This window comes from Salipiger mangrovisoli (genome assembly GCF_015223355.1).
Taxonomy (GTDB): Bacteria; Pseudomonadota; Alphaproteobacteria; order Rhodobacterales; family Rhodobacteraceae; genus Salipiger; species Salipiger mangrovisoli.
Window position 1 is genome coordinate 572673 of record NZ_JADFFK010000001.1, and the last position, 18138, is coordinate 590810.

Here is an 18138-nt window from a genome sequence, read left to right on the forward strand (position 1 = left end):
TCCCATGACCTTTGCGCGTGGAAACGAGGCGCGGCTGCTGTCGCGCCAACAGGCGAGTTTTGGCACCGCCGAGGCGGCGGCCGATGGTGCCTTCCGGCTGATGCCCTTCTATTCCTACAACGTCTCGCCCACCGGCGAGCTTGCGAACGACGAGGCCGCCTACGGCGACTCGATGCCGGGCGAGGTGGTCGCGGGGCTCGAGAACCTCACGGGGTCGATGGCGGTGCCGATGGGGCTCAACTCGATCGGCTGGCACCTGCAGCAGCTCTTCGGCGATCCGGTGACCACCGGGACCGAGGATTACAGCCACGTGTTCAGCGTGCCGCGCCAGCAGCTGATCCGCCTCATGACGCACGGGATTTCGCACAACGGCATCGGCCAGCACTTCGTGCAGGACAGCCTGGCAATGACCGGGCTTGAACTCTCGGGGCAGAAGAACGGCCAGCGCCAGCGGGTCACCTTCAATCTCGCCGGTCGCCAGGAGGTGGGCGTGCCCGCGACGCTCGACGCGACACCCGTGCAATATGCGCCCGATCCCGTGCCGGTCGGATTCCAGGCGGCGCTGCTGATGGATGGCGCGATCGCCGGGGCGGTGACCCAGGCGGCGCTCACGCTCAACAGCGGGATCGAGCCGGACCAGGAGGCGCTCAACGGTCTGCCCACGGCGGCCGCCATGCAATCCGGGTTCTGGGAGCTCTCGGGCACGCTCGGCGCACGCTTCCAGGACCGTGTGATCTACGATCTCGCCAATACCGGCGGGTCCTTCTCGCTGGGCTTCAAGTGGGAAATCAGCGCGACGCGCTCGCTCGAGATCGTCTGTCCGGACGTGCGGCTCGAGCGCACCGGCGTGGCGGTCGAGGGGCGCGGCATCCTGTCGTCCTCGTTCAACTGGCGGGCCAATCGACCTGCGGACGGTGCTGAGCTGATGACCGTCACGCTCAAGAACAGCACCGCCAGCTACGCCAACCCCGTCTGATGGTCCTGCGCCTGCACCGGCGCGGCTCCGAGCCGCGCCAGATCGACCTCGGCTATGGCGTCACGGTCTCCTGCAAGCCCTTCGGCTACGCCGATTACCGCGAGGCCGAGGCGGCGGCTCTCCGGCTCGCTCGGCAGAATCTGCCCGAGGAGCTGCAACTCGAGGCCGAGATCCACGACGAGGAGAACCTCGGACCGGAACACGACGAGGCCCTTCGGGGCCTCGCCGCGCGATACGTGGTCAAGCTGCTTCTGCTGCGGTTCGGCGCGGGCTGGGCCGGGGTCGAGCTGGAGGACGGCAGCGCCGCTCCGATGACCGCCGCGACGCTCGACGAGTTCATGCGGCTCTTCCCCGGCGTGTCCGCGACGCTGCACGGCGAGCTCCTCGCGCCCTGGATCGCGCTGGAGATGGAGGGAAACGTCTCCGCGCCCTCGCCAAATACCGCCACAGCGGAGGGCTGAGCCATTGCGCGGGCTGCCGGGATGCTCCCGGCTTTGCCTGCGCAAGGTTAGGCGGCGAGGGCGCATGCCCCGAAGACACCCATCTGCCACGCTCGATCGAGGGACGTGCCATTGCCTCGGCGGGGCTCGAGCTCTTCCACCAGCGGCGGATCGGTCCCGGCGGCTACGCCGGGCTCGACATGCCCGCCTGCCTCGCGCTCCTGAAGGCGCGCCGCGTTTCCGAAGATATTGCAGCGCTGCTTTTGCCGCGCTGGGAAGCCGGGCTTCTCGAGGCCGCGGCGCTACAGCGTGAGGACAAGAGCGAATGAGCCGAACGGAACGCCAGTACTCGATCCGCTTCTCCGCGGCTGGCAAGCAGCAGCTCGAGGCGGACCTGCGCTCCCTCGGCGCCAGTGGTGAGCGCAGCCTGCGCCTGATCCACAATGCGGCGCGCCCGGCCGGTGCGGGGCTCCGCGAGACCGATCTCGCGGCGCGGCAGCTCAAGGGCTCGCTGCTGTCCGTCGCGGCGGAGCTGCCGGCGCTTCAACGCCTTGCCCGCTACATGGGCACAACGGCGATCGCCGGTGGCCTGGTCGCCTTCGGCAAGGGCGCGCTCGATGTCGGGCGGCAGTTCCAGGCGATGATGCAGCGTGTGCAGGCAGCGACGGCTGCCAGCGTTCAAGAGACCGCCAGCCTCGAGGCGGCGGCCAAGCGGCTTGGCGGCACGACCGCCTTCACCGCGATGCAGGCGGCCGAGGCGATCGAGGTGCTGGCGAAGAACGGCGTCGCGGTCTCCAATATTCTCGGCGGCGCGCTCGACGCCTCGCTGTCCCTGGCGAGCGCCCTCGGTGCGGAGCTCGCCCCGTCGGCCGACCTGGTCACCGACCTCATGGCGCAGTTCAGCCTCGAGGCGGCGGCGCTGCCCGACGTGGTCGATCGCGTCACCGGGGCGGCCTTCACCTCGAAGTTCGGCTTCGACGATCTGCGCCTCGCGATCGGCCAGGCCGGCGGTGTCGCCGGCACGGCCGGGGTCGAGCTCACCGACTTCCTGACCTCGCTCTCTGCGACCGCCTCGAACTTCTCGTCCGGCCAGGACGCCGGGACGTCGTTCAAGACCTTCGTCCAGCGCCTCACGCCGGAGAGCAAGCAGGCCGCGGCGGCGATGCAGGAGCTTGGCCTCGAATTCTTCGACACGCGCGGCAACATGAAGACCATGGCGGAGATCGCCGGGGAACTGCAGGAGGGTCTTGCCGGTCTGTCGGATGAGGCGCGCAACGAAGCGCTCAAGACGATCTTCGGGACCGATGCCATCCGGACCGCGACGGCGCTGGCAAAGACTGGCGCCGAGGGCTTCCGCGAGCTTGCCTCCGCGATCTCGGAAGTCTCGGCCGAGGAGCAGGCCGCGGTCAGGCTGCGCGGTCTCGACGGCGCGCTGAAGGAGCTCGCCTCGGCCTGGGAGGCCCTGCAGCTGCAATCGGCGCAGAGCGGCGGGCTCGAGATCGCCGAGGAAGCGGTGCGCCGGCTGACCGACGCGCTGCGCTTCCTCACCGATAATTTCGACGACGTGCAGGAAGTCGTGGAGCGGGTCGCGCAGGCGCTCACGGTTTTCCTCGTCGGTAAGGGGATGACGCTGGCGATCGCCAAGGGGGTCGCCATGCGTGCCTCCCTGATCGAGATCGCCGGGGCGACGGCAGGCGTCGGCACCGCGGCAAGCCGCGCCGTCGGGCCGCTGACCCGCCTCGGGCTCGCCGGGCGCCTGCTGATGGGAACCCTGGGCGGGCCGCTGTCGCTGGCTCTGACGGCCGCCTCGCTGATTTCGCTGGGCATCGACACCGACACCGCGGCTGACGCGATCGGCCGCGCCGAGACCTCGGCGCAGAAGGCGGCCGATGCGCTGCTGGCCTACCAGGACGCCAGCAAGCGCGCGGCCGACGAACAGGCGAAGCTAGGCGGCAAGGTCAGCGAGACCACCCAGCAGATGCTGACCCAGTCCCGCGCGGCGCTGGTGCAGGCAGTGGCCGACATCGGCCGCGAGCTCGAGGAAGCACAGAGGGCCATGGGCGAGTCGCTGCTCGACAGCGACGGCTTTGATGATTTCGCCGCGCGCTACCGCGCCGCGCTCGGCGGCGGGCTGCAGACGGGGACAATTGGCGGCGGAACACCAAGCAATCGCTACCTGGCGCAGCTTGCGAAGATGTCCGAGCAGGCCGGCAAGATGGAGATCGCGGCCGGTGAGTTTGCGGCTGCCTTCGAGCGGGTGCAGGCGGTGGGCCCCGCCATTGAGCAGGCCTCAAACGCCATGGCCGAACTGCTCGGCTCGGGCGGGCCGATCGGTGGCAGCGAGACCCTGTCGGCCGTCACCGAGCTTGCCGAGCGGACCGGTCTTTTCGGCGAGGAACTGGCGGCGCTCTCCAAGGCAGACAGCGAAGCTGATCTGCGTCGGGCTTTCGAGGCGCTCATGCGCGCGATGAACGAGGCGGTGGTCGCCGGCCAGCAGGTGCGCTCCGAGCAGCTCGAAGGATTCCGCGAGAACGTCGCGGGGCTGGTCGAGGTTGAAACGAAGCAAAAGGAGCTGTCCGAGCAGCTCGGCGAGATCGAGGGTTTGCACGAGAGCATCGCCAACCAGCGCCCGTTCGATGCGGCGGCGGAAAGTGCGCGCGAAGCGGCCGATGAGGTGGAGAGGCTCGCGAACGCGGAAACGAACCTTAAATCAGGGATCGATGCGGCCAAGAAGCTGATCCGCGAAAAAGAGGACTTCCGGCCCGACGCGTATCCCGACTGGTCCTACAAGAACGGCAAACGCTACAACAGCGGTTGGCGCGCAGGCTACGGCTCGGACACCTACACGACGCCGGATGGCAACGCGCATCGGGTCGCTGAGGGCATGACGATCACGCGCGCACAGGCCGAGCTCGATCTTGATCGGCGGATTCGGGACTATTTCGACGCCATCACCGCGCAGATTGGCGAGACCGCATTCGCTGTGCTTTCGGACGATCGGAAGGGCAGCCTTGCGTCGCTGCTGCACAACTACGGCACGGGCGAGTTCCGTGCGGGCGGTGATCTTGGCGGCGTTGTCTCGGCGCTGCGCGGCGGCACCTCTCAGGAGGTCGCCGATGCGATCGGCGGGCTTGCCAAGCACAACAATGGCATCAACGAAAAGCGCCGCCTTGAAGAGGCCGCGGCTTTCGGCAGCACCAGCTCGGCAGAGGCTGCGCTCGCGCGCGCCGATGCCCTGAAAAAGGTTGTCGACGCCGGTGCGGAGCAGCTCGAGCAGCTCCGGCTTGAGGCTGAGCTGGCAGGCCAGAGCGTCGAGGCGCAGGCGCGGCTCACCTACCAGGCCGAGGCCCTGCGGCGGGCCAAGGAAGCCGGGATCGATGCAGAGACCACGCTCACCGAGGACGGGCGCAAGCTGGTCGACGTGATCAACGAGCAGGCCGAGGCCTACGGCAAGCTGATGGCGGCGCGGGACGAAGCCGGCAAGCGGCGGGAAACTTCCGGCGACGAGGATCAGGATCGCACTCAGCGGATCGATGAGTATCGGCAGGAAATGTCGCGGCTCTTTGACAACCTCAAGCCCGGCGGCAACGGCTGGACCGGCTTTATCGACGACTTCCAGACCTACCTGCTCGACAAGCTCTGGGAGCTCGCCCTCGATCCGGTCTGGCAGCAGCTCGCCCTGCTGATGGATCAGGCCTTCGGCGCAATCGGGCCGGGTGGCACGCTGACCCTGTCCGGTGCCGGTGCGACCTCCGGCTATACCGGCAGCGCCGGTGCAATGGTCTCGGGCGGTCTTTATTCGACCGGCGGACCTCTGCCGCGCCGCGCGGGGGGTGGCGGCTTCCAGAGCGTTCCGCGTGCGGTCGGCATGCTGCAGGGCCCCGGCAGCAAGAAGCAGGACAACCTGCTTTTCTGGGGCTCGCGGGGCGAGTTCATGCAGCCTGCCGCGGCGGTGGACTACTACGGGCTCGAATTCATGGAAGCGCTCCGCAGGCGGGAGGTGCCAAAGTTCGCGGAAGGTGGGGCGATGCCGGGCACCTCCACGGGCGGCTCTGGCGGCGTCACGCTGCGCCAGGGCGATGTCGTCGTGAACAACTTTGCGGGGGTCGAGGTCGAGCAGCGGCGGGACGGTGCGGGCAACCTCTCGCTCGATCTGCGCCGGGCAGTCAGCGACATGATCTCCTCCGGCGGGGCGGATGCCGCGCTGCAAAACCGATTCAATCTCAAGAAACCGCCGAGGGGGTGGTAAGCATGCCGAGCTGGCCCAGCAGTCTGCCGTTCTTTTCGGGACGCAGCGCGTACGAACTCAGCGGTCCGACCGGGCACATCCTGCGCACGCAGCCGAGCGTCGGCCCCGCGCAACGGCGCCTGCGCACCACCGCCGCCTCGCGGCCGTTCTCCGGGGCAATCTCCTACATGACGCTCGCTCAGCTCGCCGAGTTCGAAGCCTTCTATCGCGACGATCTGCGGCTTGGCTCGCTTGCCTTCGATGCGGTCGATCCGCTCACCGGCGAGGCGCGCGTCTACGCCTTCGCCGGCGAATACAAGATCAGGCCGAACAAGCTCGGAGTGAGCGTCTCGGCCAAGTTGGAGATCATGCCATGAGGCCTTTGAGCGATCAGCTTCTCGCCGAGATGTATGCGGATTCAAACGGCGCCGTGCTGGTGCCGCTGGTCAAGCTCGAGCACGTCGATTGGGAGATGCCCGTCTGCCTCGCGCGCAACGCCGAGCCCGTATCGCATGGCGGCGAGACCTATGTGCCTTTCCCGATGGAGCTGAGCCTGCCCGACGATGAGGACGAAGGGCTGCCGATCCTGCGCTGGACCGCGCAGAACGTGGTCCGCGAGATCATGTGGTACTTCCGGCGGGTCTCCGGCGTGGTGCGCGGGACGGTGGTCTATGTCCAGCCCGCCGTGCCGGGCGTGGTCGAGATCGGGCCCTTCGAGGTCGAAATCTCGGGCATCGAATACGACGAACAGACCCTTTCCGGCGTCATGACGATCGAGCCGATCCTGGAAGAGGCTTTCGGGTACCTGACGATGACACCTGGGACCACCCCGGCGCTCTTCTGATCCATGTGGACGGATGACTGGATTGGCCTGCCCTATGCCGAGCTCGGCCGGGGGCCGGGCGCCTATGACTGCCTCGGTCTCTGGCTCGCCCTGCAGCGCGCGCGCTTCGGGCGCGAGGTGCCGGACCCGGAGTGCCGTATGGGGGACGCCCTCCGGCGCGGCACTGTGGACCGCTATCGTTCCCGCTTCGCGCGGGTGACCGCCGCCGCTGAGGGGGACCTGCTGCTTTTTCTTTCCGCCGGCCGCCCGCTGCACGTGGGCTTTGCTCTCGACAATCAAGACATGATCCACATCGACGCCTTTGGGGGCAGCCGTGTGGAGCGCTGGCGCGGGATGCGCTGGCTTGGAAAGCTCGAAGGGATATATCGCCTTGCTTGACCACCTGACCCACGCTGACGGCATCGAGGTTTCGATCGAGCACCACCCGTGCGCGCGCACCGAGTGGGAGATCACGCGCGCCCCGATCGGTGCGACCGTGGCCGAGATCGTCGCGCTGTCGAATATCGACTGCGCCCGCTTCGGCACCTTCCCGACCGTGATCCTGCTGCGCGGGGACCGCATCGACGTGGTGCCGCTCAACATGTGGCGCAAGGTGCGCCCCAAATCCGGCACGCGGGTCGAGATCGCTTTTCCCATGGGAGAGCCCGGCACGTTGGCGCTGATCGCCTCGGCGGCGCTTCCGCATGCAGCGGCCTACGCCGCCACGGCGCTGAAGCTGACAGGGATGTATTACGCGCTCACGGTCGCCGCGATCACCGTCGTGGGGGCGTTGACGATCAACGCGCTCATTCCGCCCGCCCAGCAGGGCGGCACCGGCGCGGGCCCGCAGAACTTTGCGATCACCGGCGTGGCGAATGTCGCCAATCGCTATGGCTCCTTCCCCTATGTGATCGGCCGGCACCGCATGTTCCCGTCGCTGACCGCCAGCGGCTATTCGGAAACCGTCGGGCGATCGATCTTCTATCGCGGGCGCATGACCTTCGGATACGGGCCGGTCGCGCTCGAAGATTTGCGCATCGGCACGACGCCGATCTGGGAGTACGACGGGGTCGAGCTCGAGTTCCTGAATGTCGATCGGGACCGGACGCTGGCGGCGATGCCGCAGCTCGCGGACCTGGTGATCACACGCACCGAGGAGGCGCAGACGCCCAAGGCCTTCGTCGCACCGGGCAGTGAGGGCTATGTCTTCGCGCCGGGCGGGCTGGCAAAAAGCGCGAGCCTGACAATTACCCCGAGCCCGCTCGCCTATTACGCGAGCCTCGATGTCGTGGTCGAGGTCTCCGAAGGTGGCGGCGCGTGGTCCGCCGTGGCGACCTATCCCGGTATCACCGGCACCGTCACCTTCTCGGCGGGCGCGTTCTCCGATGGGGTGCAGCGTAGCTGGCGGGTGCGGATCGCGGCGGCGACCGAGGCCCCCGCGGTGCCCGGCTCTGCGCTGCGCCGGAAATCGAGCGAGGGCGTCACGGTCACCGCGGCGTCGGCGGTCTACCAGGCGCCGAGCGCGGGCTGGCGCAAGGGCAGCGAGACCATGCGACTTTACGCGCAGGACGTGACCGAAGACGGCTATTCGGACGTGCCGCAACACAATGACCCCGTCGTGAAATACACCAGGCTTGAGACCACCAGCGCGGCGATCGACCTGACCTTTCCGCAGGGTCTCTACAAGACCCGCAGCAGCGGAAAGGTCTCGGGCCACGGGACCGACTTTCAGTTCGAGTACCAGAGCACCGAAGGGGGGCTCGGCGAGGCGGATTGGATCGATCTCGGGATCGACAATATCCACGCGAAGGCCACCACGCTTTTCCGCTGGACGAAGCACATCAGCTTTCCGGCGCCGGGCGAATACGCCATCCGTGTTACCCGTCGGTGGCTGATCGACGAAGACCCCGGCGACGTGAACACCGCAACGCTGACGGCGATCCGCTCATTCGGCGACGGGGATTTGCCGAGCCACGAGGGGGTTGCCGAGGTTGCCTTCCGCATCAAGGCGAGTGAGCAGCTCAACGGCCAGATCGACAGCCTCAATGCGATCGTCCAGCAACTCGCGCCGATGTGGGATGGCTCGGCCTGGACCGAGCCCCAGCCGATCCGGCATCCGGCCTGGGCCTTCCTGCAGGCGTTGCGTGGGCCGCACCTGCGCCGCCCGGTGCCGGCCTCGCGCATTGACCTCGAGGCGTTCCGTGCCTGGGCGGAGCAAGAGCCGCATTGGACCTGCGACTATGTCATCGACACGCCCACGCAGGTCGCGGATGTTCTCGACGTGATCGCCGCCTCGGGCCGCGCCAAGCGCACGCTTACCGATCTCAAGTGGTCGGTGATCCGGGAGAGCGCTGCGCACCCGGTGCGCCAGGTCTTCACGCCGCGCAACAGTTGGGGCTTCAAGGCCGAGCACCGCTTCCCGCGCGAAATCCACGGCTTCCGGGTCAAGGTCCGCAGCGAGCGGCTCGAGTGGCAGGAAGACGAGATCCTCGTTCTGATGGATGGCTACACGCGGAAGACCGCGAGCGAGCTCGAAACGCTCGAGCTTCCCGGCGTCGTTGTCACGGCCGAGAGTGAGGATGAGGGCAACGCCTTCCGGCTCGCGCGCTACCACCTCGCGGCTGCGCTGCATCGACCAGCGACCTACACGCTGCAGACGGGTTGGGAGCATCTTCGCGTCACGCGCGGAGACAAGGTCCGCCTGGTGCATGACGCCGCGCTGATCGGCGTGGGGCAGGGGCGCATCAAGGCAGTCGGCCAGGACGGCTCCGGTAGCCTCGCGTCGATCACCCTCGATGATTGCCTCTATGGCACGAGCGGGGAGTTTCGGCTGACGGTGCGCACGGTTGCCGGTGAGGCAATCTTCACGGCAACGGCGCCGGCCGATCCCACGACCCGGCTTTGGACCGTTGCTTCGGGCTCGGGCATCGCGGCGGCCGATGTGACACCGGGCGATCTTGCGATTGTCGAAGAGGTGGCCCAGCGGAGCGCCGAAATGCTGGTGAGTGCCATTCGCCCCAATACCGAGGACGGTGCGGAGCTGGTTCTTGTCGATGCCGCCCTCGAGGTCCTCGATGCTGACAGCGGGGTGATCCCGCCTTATGACCCGGTGATCACCGAGCCGCGCGATCCGGCCTCGGTCGGTCTGCCGGTGGCGCCGGTGGTGATCTCGGCCTACTCCTCGAATCTGACACAGCTGGTGCTGCCTGACCTCTCGGTGCGTCCGCGCATCGCGGTGCAGCTCGCGCCCTTCGTCACGGGCGCGGCGGCCGAGGGGGTGACCTTGCAGCTTCGCTGGTCCGACGCGGAAGCCGAGGCGGTCTGGGCCTACGGCGAAAAGGTCTCGGCGGGCGAGTACACCCTGCTGACGGGCGCGCTCGAGGAGGGCGAAAGCTACCGCGTCGAGGTGAGCTCGGTTGGAGCTGATGGCAAGACGCGCGGTTGGGTTTCGGCTGGCGTGATCACCGCCACCATGGCCCCGCCCGCGCCGCCGCTCATCGCAGCCAGCGCCGCGCCTTTCGAGATCCCCGATGCTGCAGGAAGCGCCCGCCGCCCCGGCATCCTGCTGAGCTGGCCGGTTCCGTCGAACAAGATGCTTCGCGTGACCTGGCAGTTGCGCATTGCTGCAACTGGCGCGCTGGTGCAGCGTGGGCTCTTCGCCGAGGCCTCCGAGGGCAGCGTGCTGATCTCCGATGGTCTCGTGCCGGGCGTCGCGTATCAGATCAGGCCGAGCTTCGTGACGGGCGCCTCCGACCAGAGAACCTGGGCAGACTGGCTCGACGTCACCGCACCCGATGTGCGTCTCGAGCGGAATGATCTCGATGACGCGCTCACGGCGGAGCTGGACGCGGCGACGGCTGCCGCCAACAAAGCCCTCGCCGACGCCGAATCGGCCGATCAGCACGCGACCCAGGTGCAAGAGAGCCTCGACGCTCAGGTGGGTGACCTTCTGCAAGGGTATGGCACCATTGGCGATGCTGTGGGCGTGGCCGAGCAGGCGAGAGACGACGCGCAGGCAGCCAGCACCAGTGCGGCGGCTGATCAGGTGGCAGCAACCCAGGCGGCAGACGCCGCCGAGCAGTCGGCAACCAACGCGCAGGGCAGCGCGTCTGCGGCCAGCACCAGTGCGACCGCAGCGGCCACTAGCTCGACTGAGGCAGGGGATTCCGCCAGCGCGGCGTTGGGCAGCGCCAACACGGCAAGCACGGCGGCGGGGGATGCCGAGACCTACCGGGACGAGGCGGCGGTCAGCGCCTCCGCTGCGGGGCTGTCCAGCGTGGCTGCGCAGGCAGCGCAGGGCGTGGCGGTCAGCACCGTGGCGCTTAACGCGCACGTGACGGACTTCAACGAGGACGGGACGTACTACACCAACATCATCATCGGCGATCCGCTGACCCCGGAAGGCATGTCGGGCGACTGGACTTACGTAGACACGACCGAGGGCCGGGCCGCCACCATCTCGGTGCCCCCGTTGGCTAACCGGCACCTCGTGCCTCGCTACCTCCTGCGCAACGGCACGGGCCGCACCTACCGCATGCGCGTCAAGGCGCGGTACACCGGCACCGGGGCATTGGTTGGGCCTATGTCCCTACAGTTCCGTCGCATCAAGGCCGACTTCACGGACGGGGGTGCCGTCGGTAACGTGTCGGTGACCTTCGATGCCTCCGGGCAGTGGCAAGAGTTCGTGCACGAATGGACCGAGGTAGCTGTTTCCTCGCTGACGCCGTGGATCAGGGGCTTCGTCTTTGCGCCTGCCACCTACACGGGCAGCGGCACCTTGGAGGTGGTCTACATCTCCGTGGAGGATGTGACCGAGGAGCTTAAAGCGACCAACGCGGCCACGGCAGCAGCGGGCAGCGCAGAGGATGCCGCCGCGAGCGCGTCCGGGGCTACTCAGGCGGCCAGCGCGGCCAGCACGTCCGAGACCAATGCCAGCACCAGCGCCGGGGATGCTTCGACCGCTGCTGGGCAGGCGTCGTCCAGCGCAGCCGCTGCGGCGGGGGCGAGCAACGAAGCGGCGGAATACAGCCGCCTTGCGGCCGTCACCAAGCGCGCGGCGTCTACCCGGAACATGATCTACGAGCCGAACGGTGACGAATACGCGGCTGGCGCTAACCCGGAGTTCTGGAACGGCTCTGTGACCGTTGGGGCTGGCTCCCCCAGCGCGGCCCCGGCTGGGTCGAAAAGCCTCAAGATGACCGACGGTGCGATGGTCGATCCGGTCTACACCGGCAATTTCAAGGACCGTCGTTATCGGTTCAGTGGTTGGGTCTATACCGGCAATCAGACGCAGGGCACCGCGCGCTTCGCCATGCGGGGGGAGAACCTTTCCGGCACTGCCGTCGCGTTTTATACCGCCCCCGCCACCTACTTCGACGCAGCGTCCACTTGGAAGTTCTATGAGCTGGACGTTGTTGTCACCAGTGATACCTCTTGGATCGCCCCCGGCATCGACCTGAACGGGCAGGCGGCGGGCGACCTCATCAACCTGTGGGACTTCCGGTGTGTGGACGTTACCGAGGAGTTCAATGCGGACGTCTCGGCTACGGCTGCGGCATCGTCGGCCACTACGGCGGCATCGTCGGCAACCACCGCCGGGCAGCAGGCGAATACCGCAACCACGCAAGCGGGGCTCGCCACGACCAAGGCGGGCGAGGCGCTGACCTACAGCCAAGCCGCTGCCGCCAGCGCGTCCGATGCTGACGGCCGTGCGGTTGCTGCGGCTCTGTACCAGTCGATCACTGCCCGCCTTGCGGGGCAGGGGGTCAGCTGCCTGCCCGACCCCTACTTCTCGACCTACGGGGAGGCCGGAGGCGACTGGGCGAACTTCGCCAACGGGCCGTCGCTGGTAGGCTCTGCCAACGACATCTTCCCGGTCGGCAAGACGCTGCAATTCAACCGCACCGATTTCTCGCTGAACGAGGGCGTGCTCATTTCGCAGTCCGGTGGCTGGGAAGGGCCGGAGAACGAAGACGCCTACGTGGTGGAGGTCTGCTTCACGTACATTGGCGGGACGGGCATCAGCGGCGCGGGCATCCTGCTGGACTGGAACACGACGACCACCGAGTTCCGTGCGTCTGCACGGCTTGAGGACATGATCAACGGGCCGCTCAAAACCGGCACGCCCATGTTTGCGCAAGCCCTGCTGAAACGCCCCGCAGGGTTCACTGGCACGTTTACCACCCACGATCTGTGGTTCATTGCCAACTACCCGAACAGCGGGCTCGGGCCGAACGAGCGAAAGCACCTCAAGCTGCACTACATGCAAATTCGCCCGGCCTCGGTGGACGAAATTCGCAACCTTGAGACTGCCGCTACTGTGACCGAAGACACCCAGACGCTCGCCACGCTGGACGGCAAGGCGCGGGCGACCAAGGGCATTGCGGTGGTCGCCACCAGCGGCGGCAGCACCTTCGTCTCGGAGCTGCGGCAGACGAGCTATGCCAACCCGGACGGGACCGGCGGCTCGGCGATCCAGCTTCGCGCGGACACCATTATCGCGGATGGGACGCTCGCGGCCTCGAAACTCGCGGTCGGCTTCGGGGGCAACCTGCTCACCAACACAGGCTTCTGGGCGGGCTTCTCGGACTGGAGAACTTTCGCGAGTGGAGGATCGGGGGGGCAAACCTCGTTCCAGCTTCGCGAGCCGGGGCAAACGTGGGCAGGTCTGCTCTACCCCACGCTCCTCATATACCAGAGCGGGACCGCTACCGATGGCTATGCCGATATCACTTCCGACCCTGTGTATACCATTGACGGCGACTCCGGTCTCGGCGCGCAGGTAACGCCTGACAAACGCTATGAAGCGACGATCTACTGCTCGACGCACCGTTGCACGGGGCAGTTGCGCATCCACTGGCTCGATGAGGCGGGGAACTCCATCAACTACGCGGGTCCGACGAACATCCCTACGGCAGTCAGCGATAGCGCCAACCCGGACAAGTGGCCGCGCCATGTCGTTCGCGGGGTCGCCCCAGCAAACGCCGCTTACGCGCGCATTCACATTCGCAAGCTCGGCACGCTGTCGGGGACGAACAGCTACATGTTCATTCACAAGCCGATGCTGTGTGAAGTCCCCGCCAATGCCACGGAGATGACGCCCTACAGTCCGGGTGGGTCTACCTTCATCGACGGGGCAACGGTCAAAACCGGATCGCTCTCGGCGCTGGCCATCGGCGCGGACAAGATGAATGCGCGGTATCTCGAAATCACCGAGCAACTCGCCCTAGACGCGGCCCAAGCCGGTTTCACCATGGGCAAGACCTCCGCGGCAGACCTCACCAACGACGGCATCTACATGGGCCGCACCGACAGCGGCGGTTCCATCGGCTTCGGTTTCAACGTGGGCGTGCAGTCTAACGGGGCAGGCTACCCGGAATACCTCCGGGCGACCGAAGACACGGGCATCGAGATTGTCAACGCCAAGCACTACCGCAACCTGACCGCAGCCTCGGCGCCAATCCTTGTCTCCACCGGCCAGACCATCACCCTGCCCACGACGGCCACCAAGCTGAACCTGGAGATCGTCGGCGGCGGGGGTGGTGGCTCTGCGGGTGGCAACGATTATAATATCACTTCCGGCTCTGCCCATACCGGCAAGGCAGGCACGACGACAACCGTGCAGCTCTATGACGGCACCACGCTGAAGAAGACCTGGACCGCAGCTGGAGGCATCGAGCGGACCTATCGCCGCAGTTCCAGGAATGGCACCTATGGGGACTCCTCGCTCTTCGCAACCGGGGGAAGGGATGGGGATTGGCCGGATGGAAGTGGTCAGGTCGGCAGCCTTGGCTCGGGTGGCGGCGGAGGTGGCGGGGGTTCCCGTGGTGGTACCGGCGGCGCTGCTGGTTCGGTCACGACCATCACCGGCTTTGACATCTCCACCTATACCACACCGAAGATCACCATCACGGTCGGCTCCGGCGGTATCGGAGGTATCGGTGCCGGTGGTGGTGACGGCGGTCCTGGTGGCAGGGGTGGTAACGGGGCAGTCCGCTATAGTGTTTCCCAGGAGGAGATGATCCGAGCCGACGTCATTCCGCTGGAGCCGACGGCGCAGGGCACCATGTCGAACCATGGCCCGTTCCCGAACGTTGTCGGCGGCTCCGCTGGTCTCTGGATCATCTCCATCGACAGCGCCGCCGCGGACGTGGCTTTCGGACAGGTCGAGATCAACGACAACGGCGGCTACATCACCGGCGCGCAAAATCAACAGGTCTGTTTCGTCAGCTCTAAACGGCCTGTGGTGCTGACCACCCCGCACTCGGCGCGAACCCTGATGTATCAGTTTTTCAAGATGGGTGATTGAATGCTCCTCTACTACGACACCGAGACCGGGCAGGGCCTCTATGCCATGCAGCCTCCAAAGGACGCGCCACGTCCGGAGGGGGCTTACGTCGAGCTGGGGGACGTCCCCGCGCCCGCGAACCTCCATCTTCTGCGGGTCGATCTCGACACGCTGGAGCTGGAGGTCGTCATCCCGCCGGTGACCGCCGAGGACGTGACGGCAGAGCGGGACCGGCGCATCAACGGCGGCTTCACCTTCGGTGGGGTCGCCTATCAGACCAGGCCCGAGGACCGCGAGAACATGGCCGGGGCCAGCACGGCGGCGCTCTCGGCGATCATGAATGGCGCGCAGGTTGGGGACGTCTACTGGCACGGCGGCGCAACGCCGTTCTCGTGGATCGCGCAGGACAACACGCTGACCGAGATGGACGCGCAAACCATGTTCGCCTTCGGTCAGGCGGCCATGGAGCACAAGCAGGCGCACATCTTCGCGGCGCGCGAAATCAAGGACATGGACCCGATCCCGCAGGACTTCGCGGATGACAGCCGGTGGCCGGCATGATGCTGAAGGAGTTTCTGCCGCGTGTCCGCACGGGCGCGGGTCTCACGCGCGACTTTCTCTATCTCATCGCCGTTGTGACACCGGCGATGATGATCTTTCTCTACGGTCTCTATGCCTACAATCGCGAGTGGATCGTCGCGACGGTGAAGGCTGAGCTGGGCATAGATGGTCTGGCGACCGAAGGGGCGGTGACGCGCCTCGCCGAGACGGTCGAGGGGCTGGCCGAGGACGTGCGGCGGGCGACGGGCGAAGATCGGGTGATCCGGCAGCCGCAGGGGCTCTCTTACGTCGAAGAGCCCGTCTCGATCGGTGAGAACGTGGTGCTCTGGCTGACCGTCGCACGCACCCGGCTTGGCAAGAACTGCCGCCTCACCGACTGGACGCCGCTCTTCTCGGATAGCCGCAACGTACCGCTTGCTGGGACGCGTCCGCATCCGGGCGGGGTCCGCAGGCAGATCGGGGACGACTTCGAAAAGCTCCGGGTCGAGATGGTGCCGCCGCCGGGGCTCCTGCCGGGGCGGATCGAGCTTTACCTGGTGCTCGACTATGAATGCTCGAGCGACAGAGACGGCACCCGCGTCATCACCCGCGTGCCGGACCGTACCGACGTCGTGACCTATCAGCTGATGGGGTGAGCGCGGCCCCTGTATCGGTAGCGCAACCTCCCTTGCGCTGAAGGTACGCTGGGGCCGCGCTCTTGGGCGGGCTTTGCAGCAAGGAACAAGTGCGGCCGCGGCAGCCACAGCGTTGCGCATCCTGGAAGCCGTCGCGCGCCCGTCGAGTGATTCCTCAATACCACATTCTTCCCGATTCCTCACGTCATCGCGCGGGCTTTTCTTCATGGAGATCGCAATGCGACAGGAAATCCACGCCCTTCAGGCGGGGGCGAATGCACTCGGCTTCTCGGCCGGGCGCGCAGATGGCCTCTGGGGGCCGAAGAGCGAGCGCGCTGCTGGCGGCGCACGAGGGCCGCTGGGGCGATCCGGTCGAGGCGCCCGACTCGATCAATGAGAACGTGGTGCTCTGGCTGACCGTCGCACGCACCCGGCTTGGCAAGAACTGCCGCCTCACTGACTGGACGCCGCTCGTTTCCGATTGCCGCAACTTACCCCTTGCTGGGACGCGTCCGCATCCCGGCTGGGTCCGAAGACAGATCGGGAACGATTTCGAAAAGCTCCGGGTCGAGATGGTGCCGCCGCCTGGGCTTTTGCCGGGGTGGATCGAGCTTTACCTGGTGCTCGACTATGACTGTTCCGGCAAGCACGTCCCGGACCGAACGGACGGGGTGACTTACCAGCTCTTGGGGTGAGGTGAGCGCGACCGATGGGCCGGGGAAGCCCTCACTGAAAAGCACAACCCTCGGGACGGGAGCAAAATGTGCCTAGTGCGGAAGAGGTGGTCGCGCTCTTTGCCACGGTTACGTCGCGGTAAGGTCAGAGGGTATGCCGGCTGGAAACAGTGGTGACATTCTGTGGCCGAAATGTCTCGGGATTGAGGTCCATCCCTGAAGTCTTGGCGCTGGCGCGACACCCTTGTCTGCTGCCATTGGGCGAGTGAGCGACCGCCGCGCAGCTTAATTCATTGGAGGTGCTCCTCGACCCACACAGGGAGAGTGTCGCGCCGATCTTCAACCTTAGAGAGAATTTACCTTTTTGCAAGGCCCCGCCATCGCGCGGGGCTTTTTCATGGAGATCGCAATGCGACAGGAAATCCACGCCCTCCAGGCGGGGGCGAATGCGCTCGGCTTTTCGGCCGGGCGCGCAGATGGCCTCTGGGGGCCGAAGACTGAGGCGGGCCTGCTGGCGCTGCTGGCGGCGCACGAGGGCCGCTGGGGCGATCCGGTCGAGGCGATGCACGAGGCGATCATCGACCTCGGCTATCTTGCCGCCGGGCCGGTCAGTAGGGTCTGGACGCCTGAGCTTGACCGCGGGCTGCGCGCGCTCGTCGATGCCGAGGGGCTGCCACGCGCAGGCGCGGTCGTCGAGGAGGTCATGGTGTCGCCCGGCTGGGGCGGCTGGGTCTCTCACGAGAAGCAGGTGCTCCAGGGAAGCGCCGGCTACCTGGTCAGCCTCTTTGTGCTGCACACCACGGCGACCACGGCGACCTGGTGGCAGGGCAAGTCCAACCGGCAGATGTTCGAGGAAGTGCGCGGCTGGCACCTAGCCAATGGCTGGCGCGACATCGGCTATCACGGGGTGATCTTCCCGGATGGCGAGGTGATCGAGGGGCGCGCCTGGTCCGAGGTCGGCGCGCATGTCATCGGTCACAACGCGGGCTCGCTCGGCTACTCGATGGTCCCGGTGCAGACCGTGACCCACATGGGCAAGCCCGAGGACTTCTACACCCGCGAGACTCTCGAGGCGATGCGCGGCGTGATCGCCAAGGCCTGCAACGCCACGCAAATCCGCCGGATCGCCGGGCACAACGAATTCGCCAACAAGCTCTGCCCCGGCTTCAAGGTCGAGGATGCGGCATGGGCACCGATGGGGTGGGCCGCATGACCCGCGCCGTCCACTACCGCGACCGCAATGCCTTCCTGCAGGACCGCGCGCCCGGCTCGTTCTGGATCAGCGGTCCGGAAGAGAAGGGCGACCAGAGCTTCCTCTTCTTCTGTCCCTGCGGCTGCGGCGACAAGTCGGTGCTGAATATCGGCAACGGCTTCAAGCCGAAGCACGGGCCGAGCTGGTGCTGGAACGGCTCGACCGCCGCGCCCGAGCTCGCGCCCTCGGTCAACTGGCAGGGCCACTGGCACGGCTGGCTGCAGGCCGGTGTCTGGCGATCGTGCTGATCCTCCTTCCGATTTCAGACTGGCGCCTGGCGCTG

The 18138-nt window shown here is 66.9% G+C and carries 13 protein-coding genes; all 13 read left to right on the forward strand.

All coding sequences use genetic code 11. The annotated features are described in order from the left end of the window. The first annotated feature begins 4 nt into the window (after nucleotides 1-4). Entirely contained in the window at nucleotides 5-976 is a 972-nt protein-coding gene (locus IQ782_RS02880; protein ID WP_194133082.1) for a phage tail tube protein, read from the forward strand. Continuing rightward, nucleotides 976-1437: a hypothetical protein gene (locus IQ782_RS02885; protein ID WP_194133083.1), complete on the forward strand. Its 462-nt coding sequence runs from the start codon at nucleotides 976-978 to the stop codon at nucleotides 1435-1437. The genes IQ782_RS02880 and IQ782_RS02885 overlap by 1 nt, the downstream gene beginning before the upstream one ends. 149 nt (nucleotides 1438-1586) lie before the next feature. After that, nucleotides 1587-1745 (forward strand): DUF7697 family protein, encoded by a 159-nt coding sequence (locus IQ782_RS30365; protein ID WP_420832622.1) that lies wholly within the window; start codon nucleotides 1587-1589, stop codon nucleotides 1743-1745. Further along, a complete protein-coding gene (locus IQ782_RS02890) occupies nucleotides 1742-5665 on the forward strand; it encodes a phage tail tape measure protein (protein WP_194133084.1) in 3924 nt (1307 codons plus the stop codon). The genes IQ782_RS30365 and IQ782_RS02890 overlap by 4 nt, the downstream gene beginning before the upstream one ends. A 2-nt stretch (nucleotides 5666-5667) precedes the next feature. Next, on the forward strand, nucleotides 5668-6021 hold the full coding sequence (locus IQ782_RS02895) for a hypothetical protein (RefSeq protein ID WP_194133085.1): 354 nt from the start codon (nucleotides 5668-5670) through the stop codon (nucleotides 6019-6021). Continuing rightward, on the forward strand, nucleotides 6018-6488 hold the full coding sequence (locus tag IQ782_RS02900) for a DUF1833 family protein (protein WP_194133086.1): 471 nt from the start codon (nucleotides 6018-6020) through the stop codon (nucleotides 6486-6488). The genes IQ782_RS02895 and IQ782_RS02900 overlap by 4 nt, the downstream gene beginning before the upstream one ends. 3 nt (nucleotides 6489-6491) lie before the next feature. Beyond that, nucleotides 6492-6866 carry an NlpC/P60 family protein gene (locus tag IQ782_RS02905; RefSeq protein ID WP_194133087.1) on the forward strand — a complete coding sequence of 125 codons (375 nt, stop codon included), beginning with the start codon at nucleotides 6492-6494 and terminating at the stop codon, nucleotides 6864-6866. Next, nucleotides 6832-14775 carry a host specificity factor TipJ family phage tail protein gene (locus tag IQ782_RS30145; protein WP_194133088.1) on the forward strand — a complete coding sequence of 2648 codons (7944 nt, stop codon included), beginning with the start codon at nucleotides 6832-6834 and terminating at the stop codon, nucleotides 14773-14775. Before IQ782_RS02905 ends, IQ782_RS30145 begins: the two co-directional genes overlap by 35 nt. Further along, entirely contained in the window at nucleotides 14776-15315 is a 540-nt protein-coding gene (locus IQ782_RS02915; RefSeq protein WP_194133089.1) for a DUF4376 domain-containing protein, read from the forward strand. Beyond that, nucleotides 15312-15950 (forward strand): hypothetical protein, encoded by a 639-nt coding sequence (locus IQ782_RS02920; protein ID WP_194133090.1) that lies wholly within the window; start codon nucleotides 15312-15314, stop codon nucleotides 15948-15950. The genes IQ782_RS02915 and IQ782_RS02920 overlap by 4 nt, the downstream gene beginning before the upstream one ends. A 254-nt stretch (nucleotides 15951-16204) precedes the next feature. After that, complete coding sequence (locus tag IQ782_RS02925; protein ID WP_194133091.1) at nucleotides 16205-16624, forward strand: hypothetical protein; 420 nt, start codon at nucleotides 16205-16207, stop codon at nucleotides 16622-16624. Between the two features lie 388 nt (nucleotides 16625-17012). Continuing rightward, a complete protein-coding gene (locus IQ782_RS29645) occupies nucleotides 17013-17816 on the forward strand; it encodes an N-acetylmuramoyl-L-alanine amidase (protein ID WP_240989032.1) in 804 nt (267 codons plus the stop codon). Continuing rightward, nucleotides 17789-18103 (forward strand): ubiquitination-like system serine protease family protein, encoded by a 315-nt coding sequence (locus IQ782_RS02935; RefSeq protein WP_240989033.1) that lies wholly within the window; start codon nucleotides 17789-17791, stop codon nucleotides 18101-18103. Before IQ782_RS29645 ends, IQ782_RS02935 begins: the two co-directional genes overlap by 28 nt. Nucleotides 18104-18138: the final 35 nt, after the last annotated feature.

Coding starts and splice junctions, on each gene's coding strand:
- IQ782_RS02895 (WP_194133085.1), top strand. CDS start 5,668: ATGCCGAGCTGGCCCAGCAGTCTGCCGTTCTTTTCGGGACGCAGCGCG.
- IQ782_RS02900 (WP_194133086.1), top strand. CDS start 6,018: ATGAGGCCTTTGAGCGATCAGCTTCTCGCCGAGATGTATGCGGATTCA.
- IQ782_RS02890 (WP_194133084.1), top strand. CDS start 1,742: ATGAGCCGAACGGAACGCCAGTACTCGATCCGCTTCTCCGCGGCTGGC.
- IQ782_RS02905 (WP_194133087.1), top strand. CDS start 6,492: ATGTGGACGGATGACTGGATTGGCCTGCCCTATGCCGAGCTCGGCCGG.
- IQ782_RS02925 (WP_194133091.1), top strand. CDS start 16,205: ATGCACTCGGCTTCTCGGCCGGGCGCGCAGATGGCCTCTGGGGGCCGA.
- IQ782_RS02915 (WP_194133089.1), top strand. CDS start 14,776: ATGCTCCTCTACTACGACACCGAGACCGGGCAGGGCCTCTATGCCATG.
- IQ782_RS02880 (WP_194133082.1), top strand. CDS start 5: ATGACCTTTGCGCGTGGAAACGAGGCGCGGCTGCTGTCGCGCCAACAG.
- IQ782_RS29645 (WP_240989032.1), top strand. CDS start 17,013: ATGCGACAGGAAATCCACGCCCTCCAGGCGGGGGCGAATGCGCTCGGC.
- IQ782_RS02885 (WP_194133083.1), top strand. CDS start 976: ATGGTCCTGCGCCTGCACCGGCGCGGCTCCGAGCCGCGCCAGATCGAC.
- IQ782_RS02920 (WP_194133090.1), top strand. CDS start 15,312: ATGATGCTGAAGGAGTTTCTGCCGCGTGTCCGCACGGGCGCGGGTCTC.
- IQ782_RS02935 (WP_240989033.1), top strand. CDS start 17,789: ATGGGCACCGATGGGGTGGGCCGCATGACCCGCGCCGTCCACTACCGC.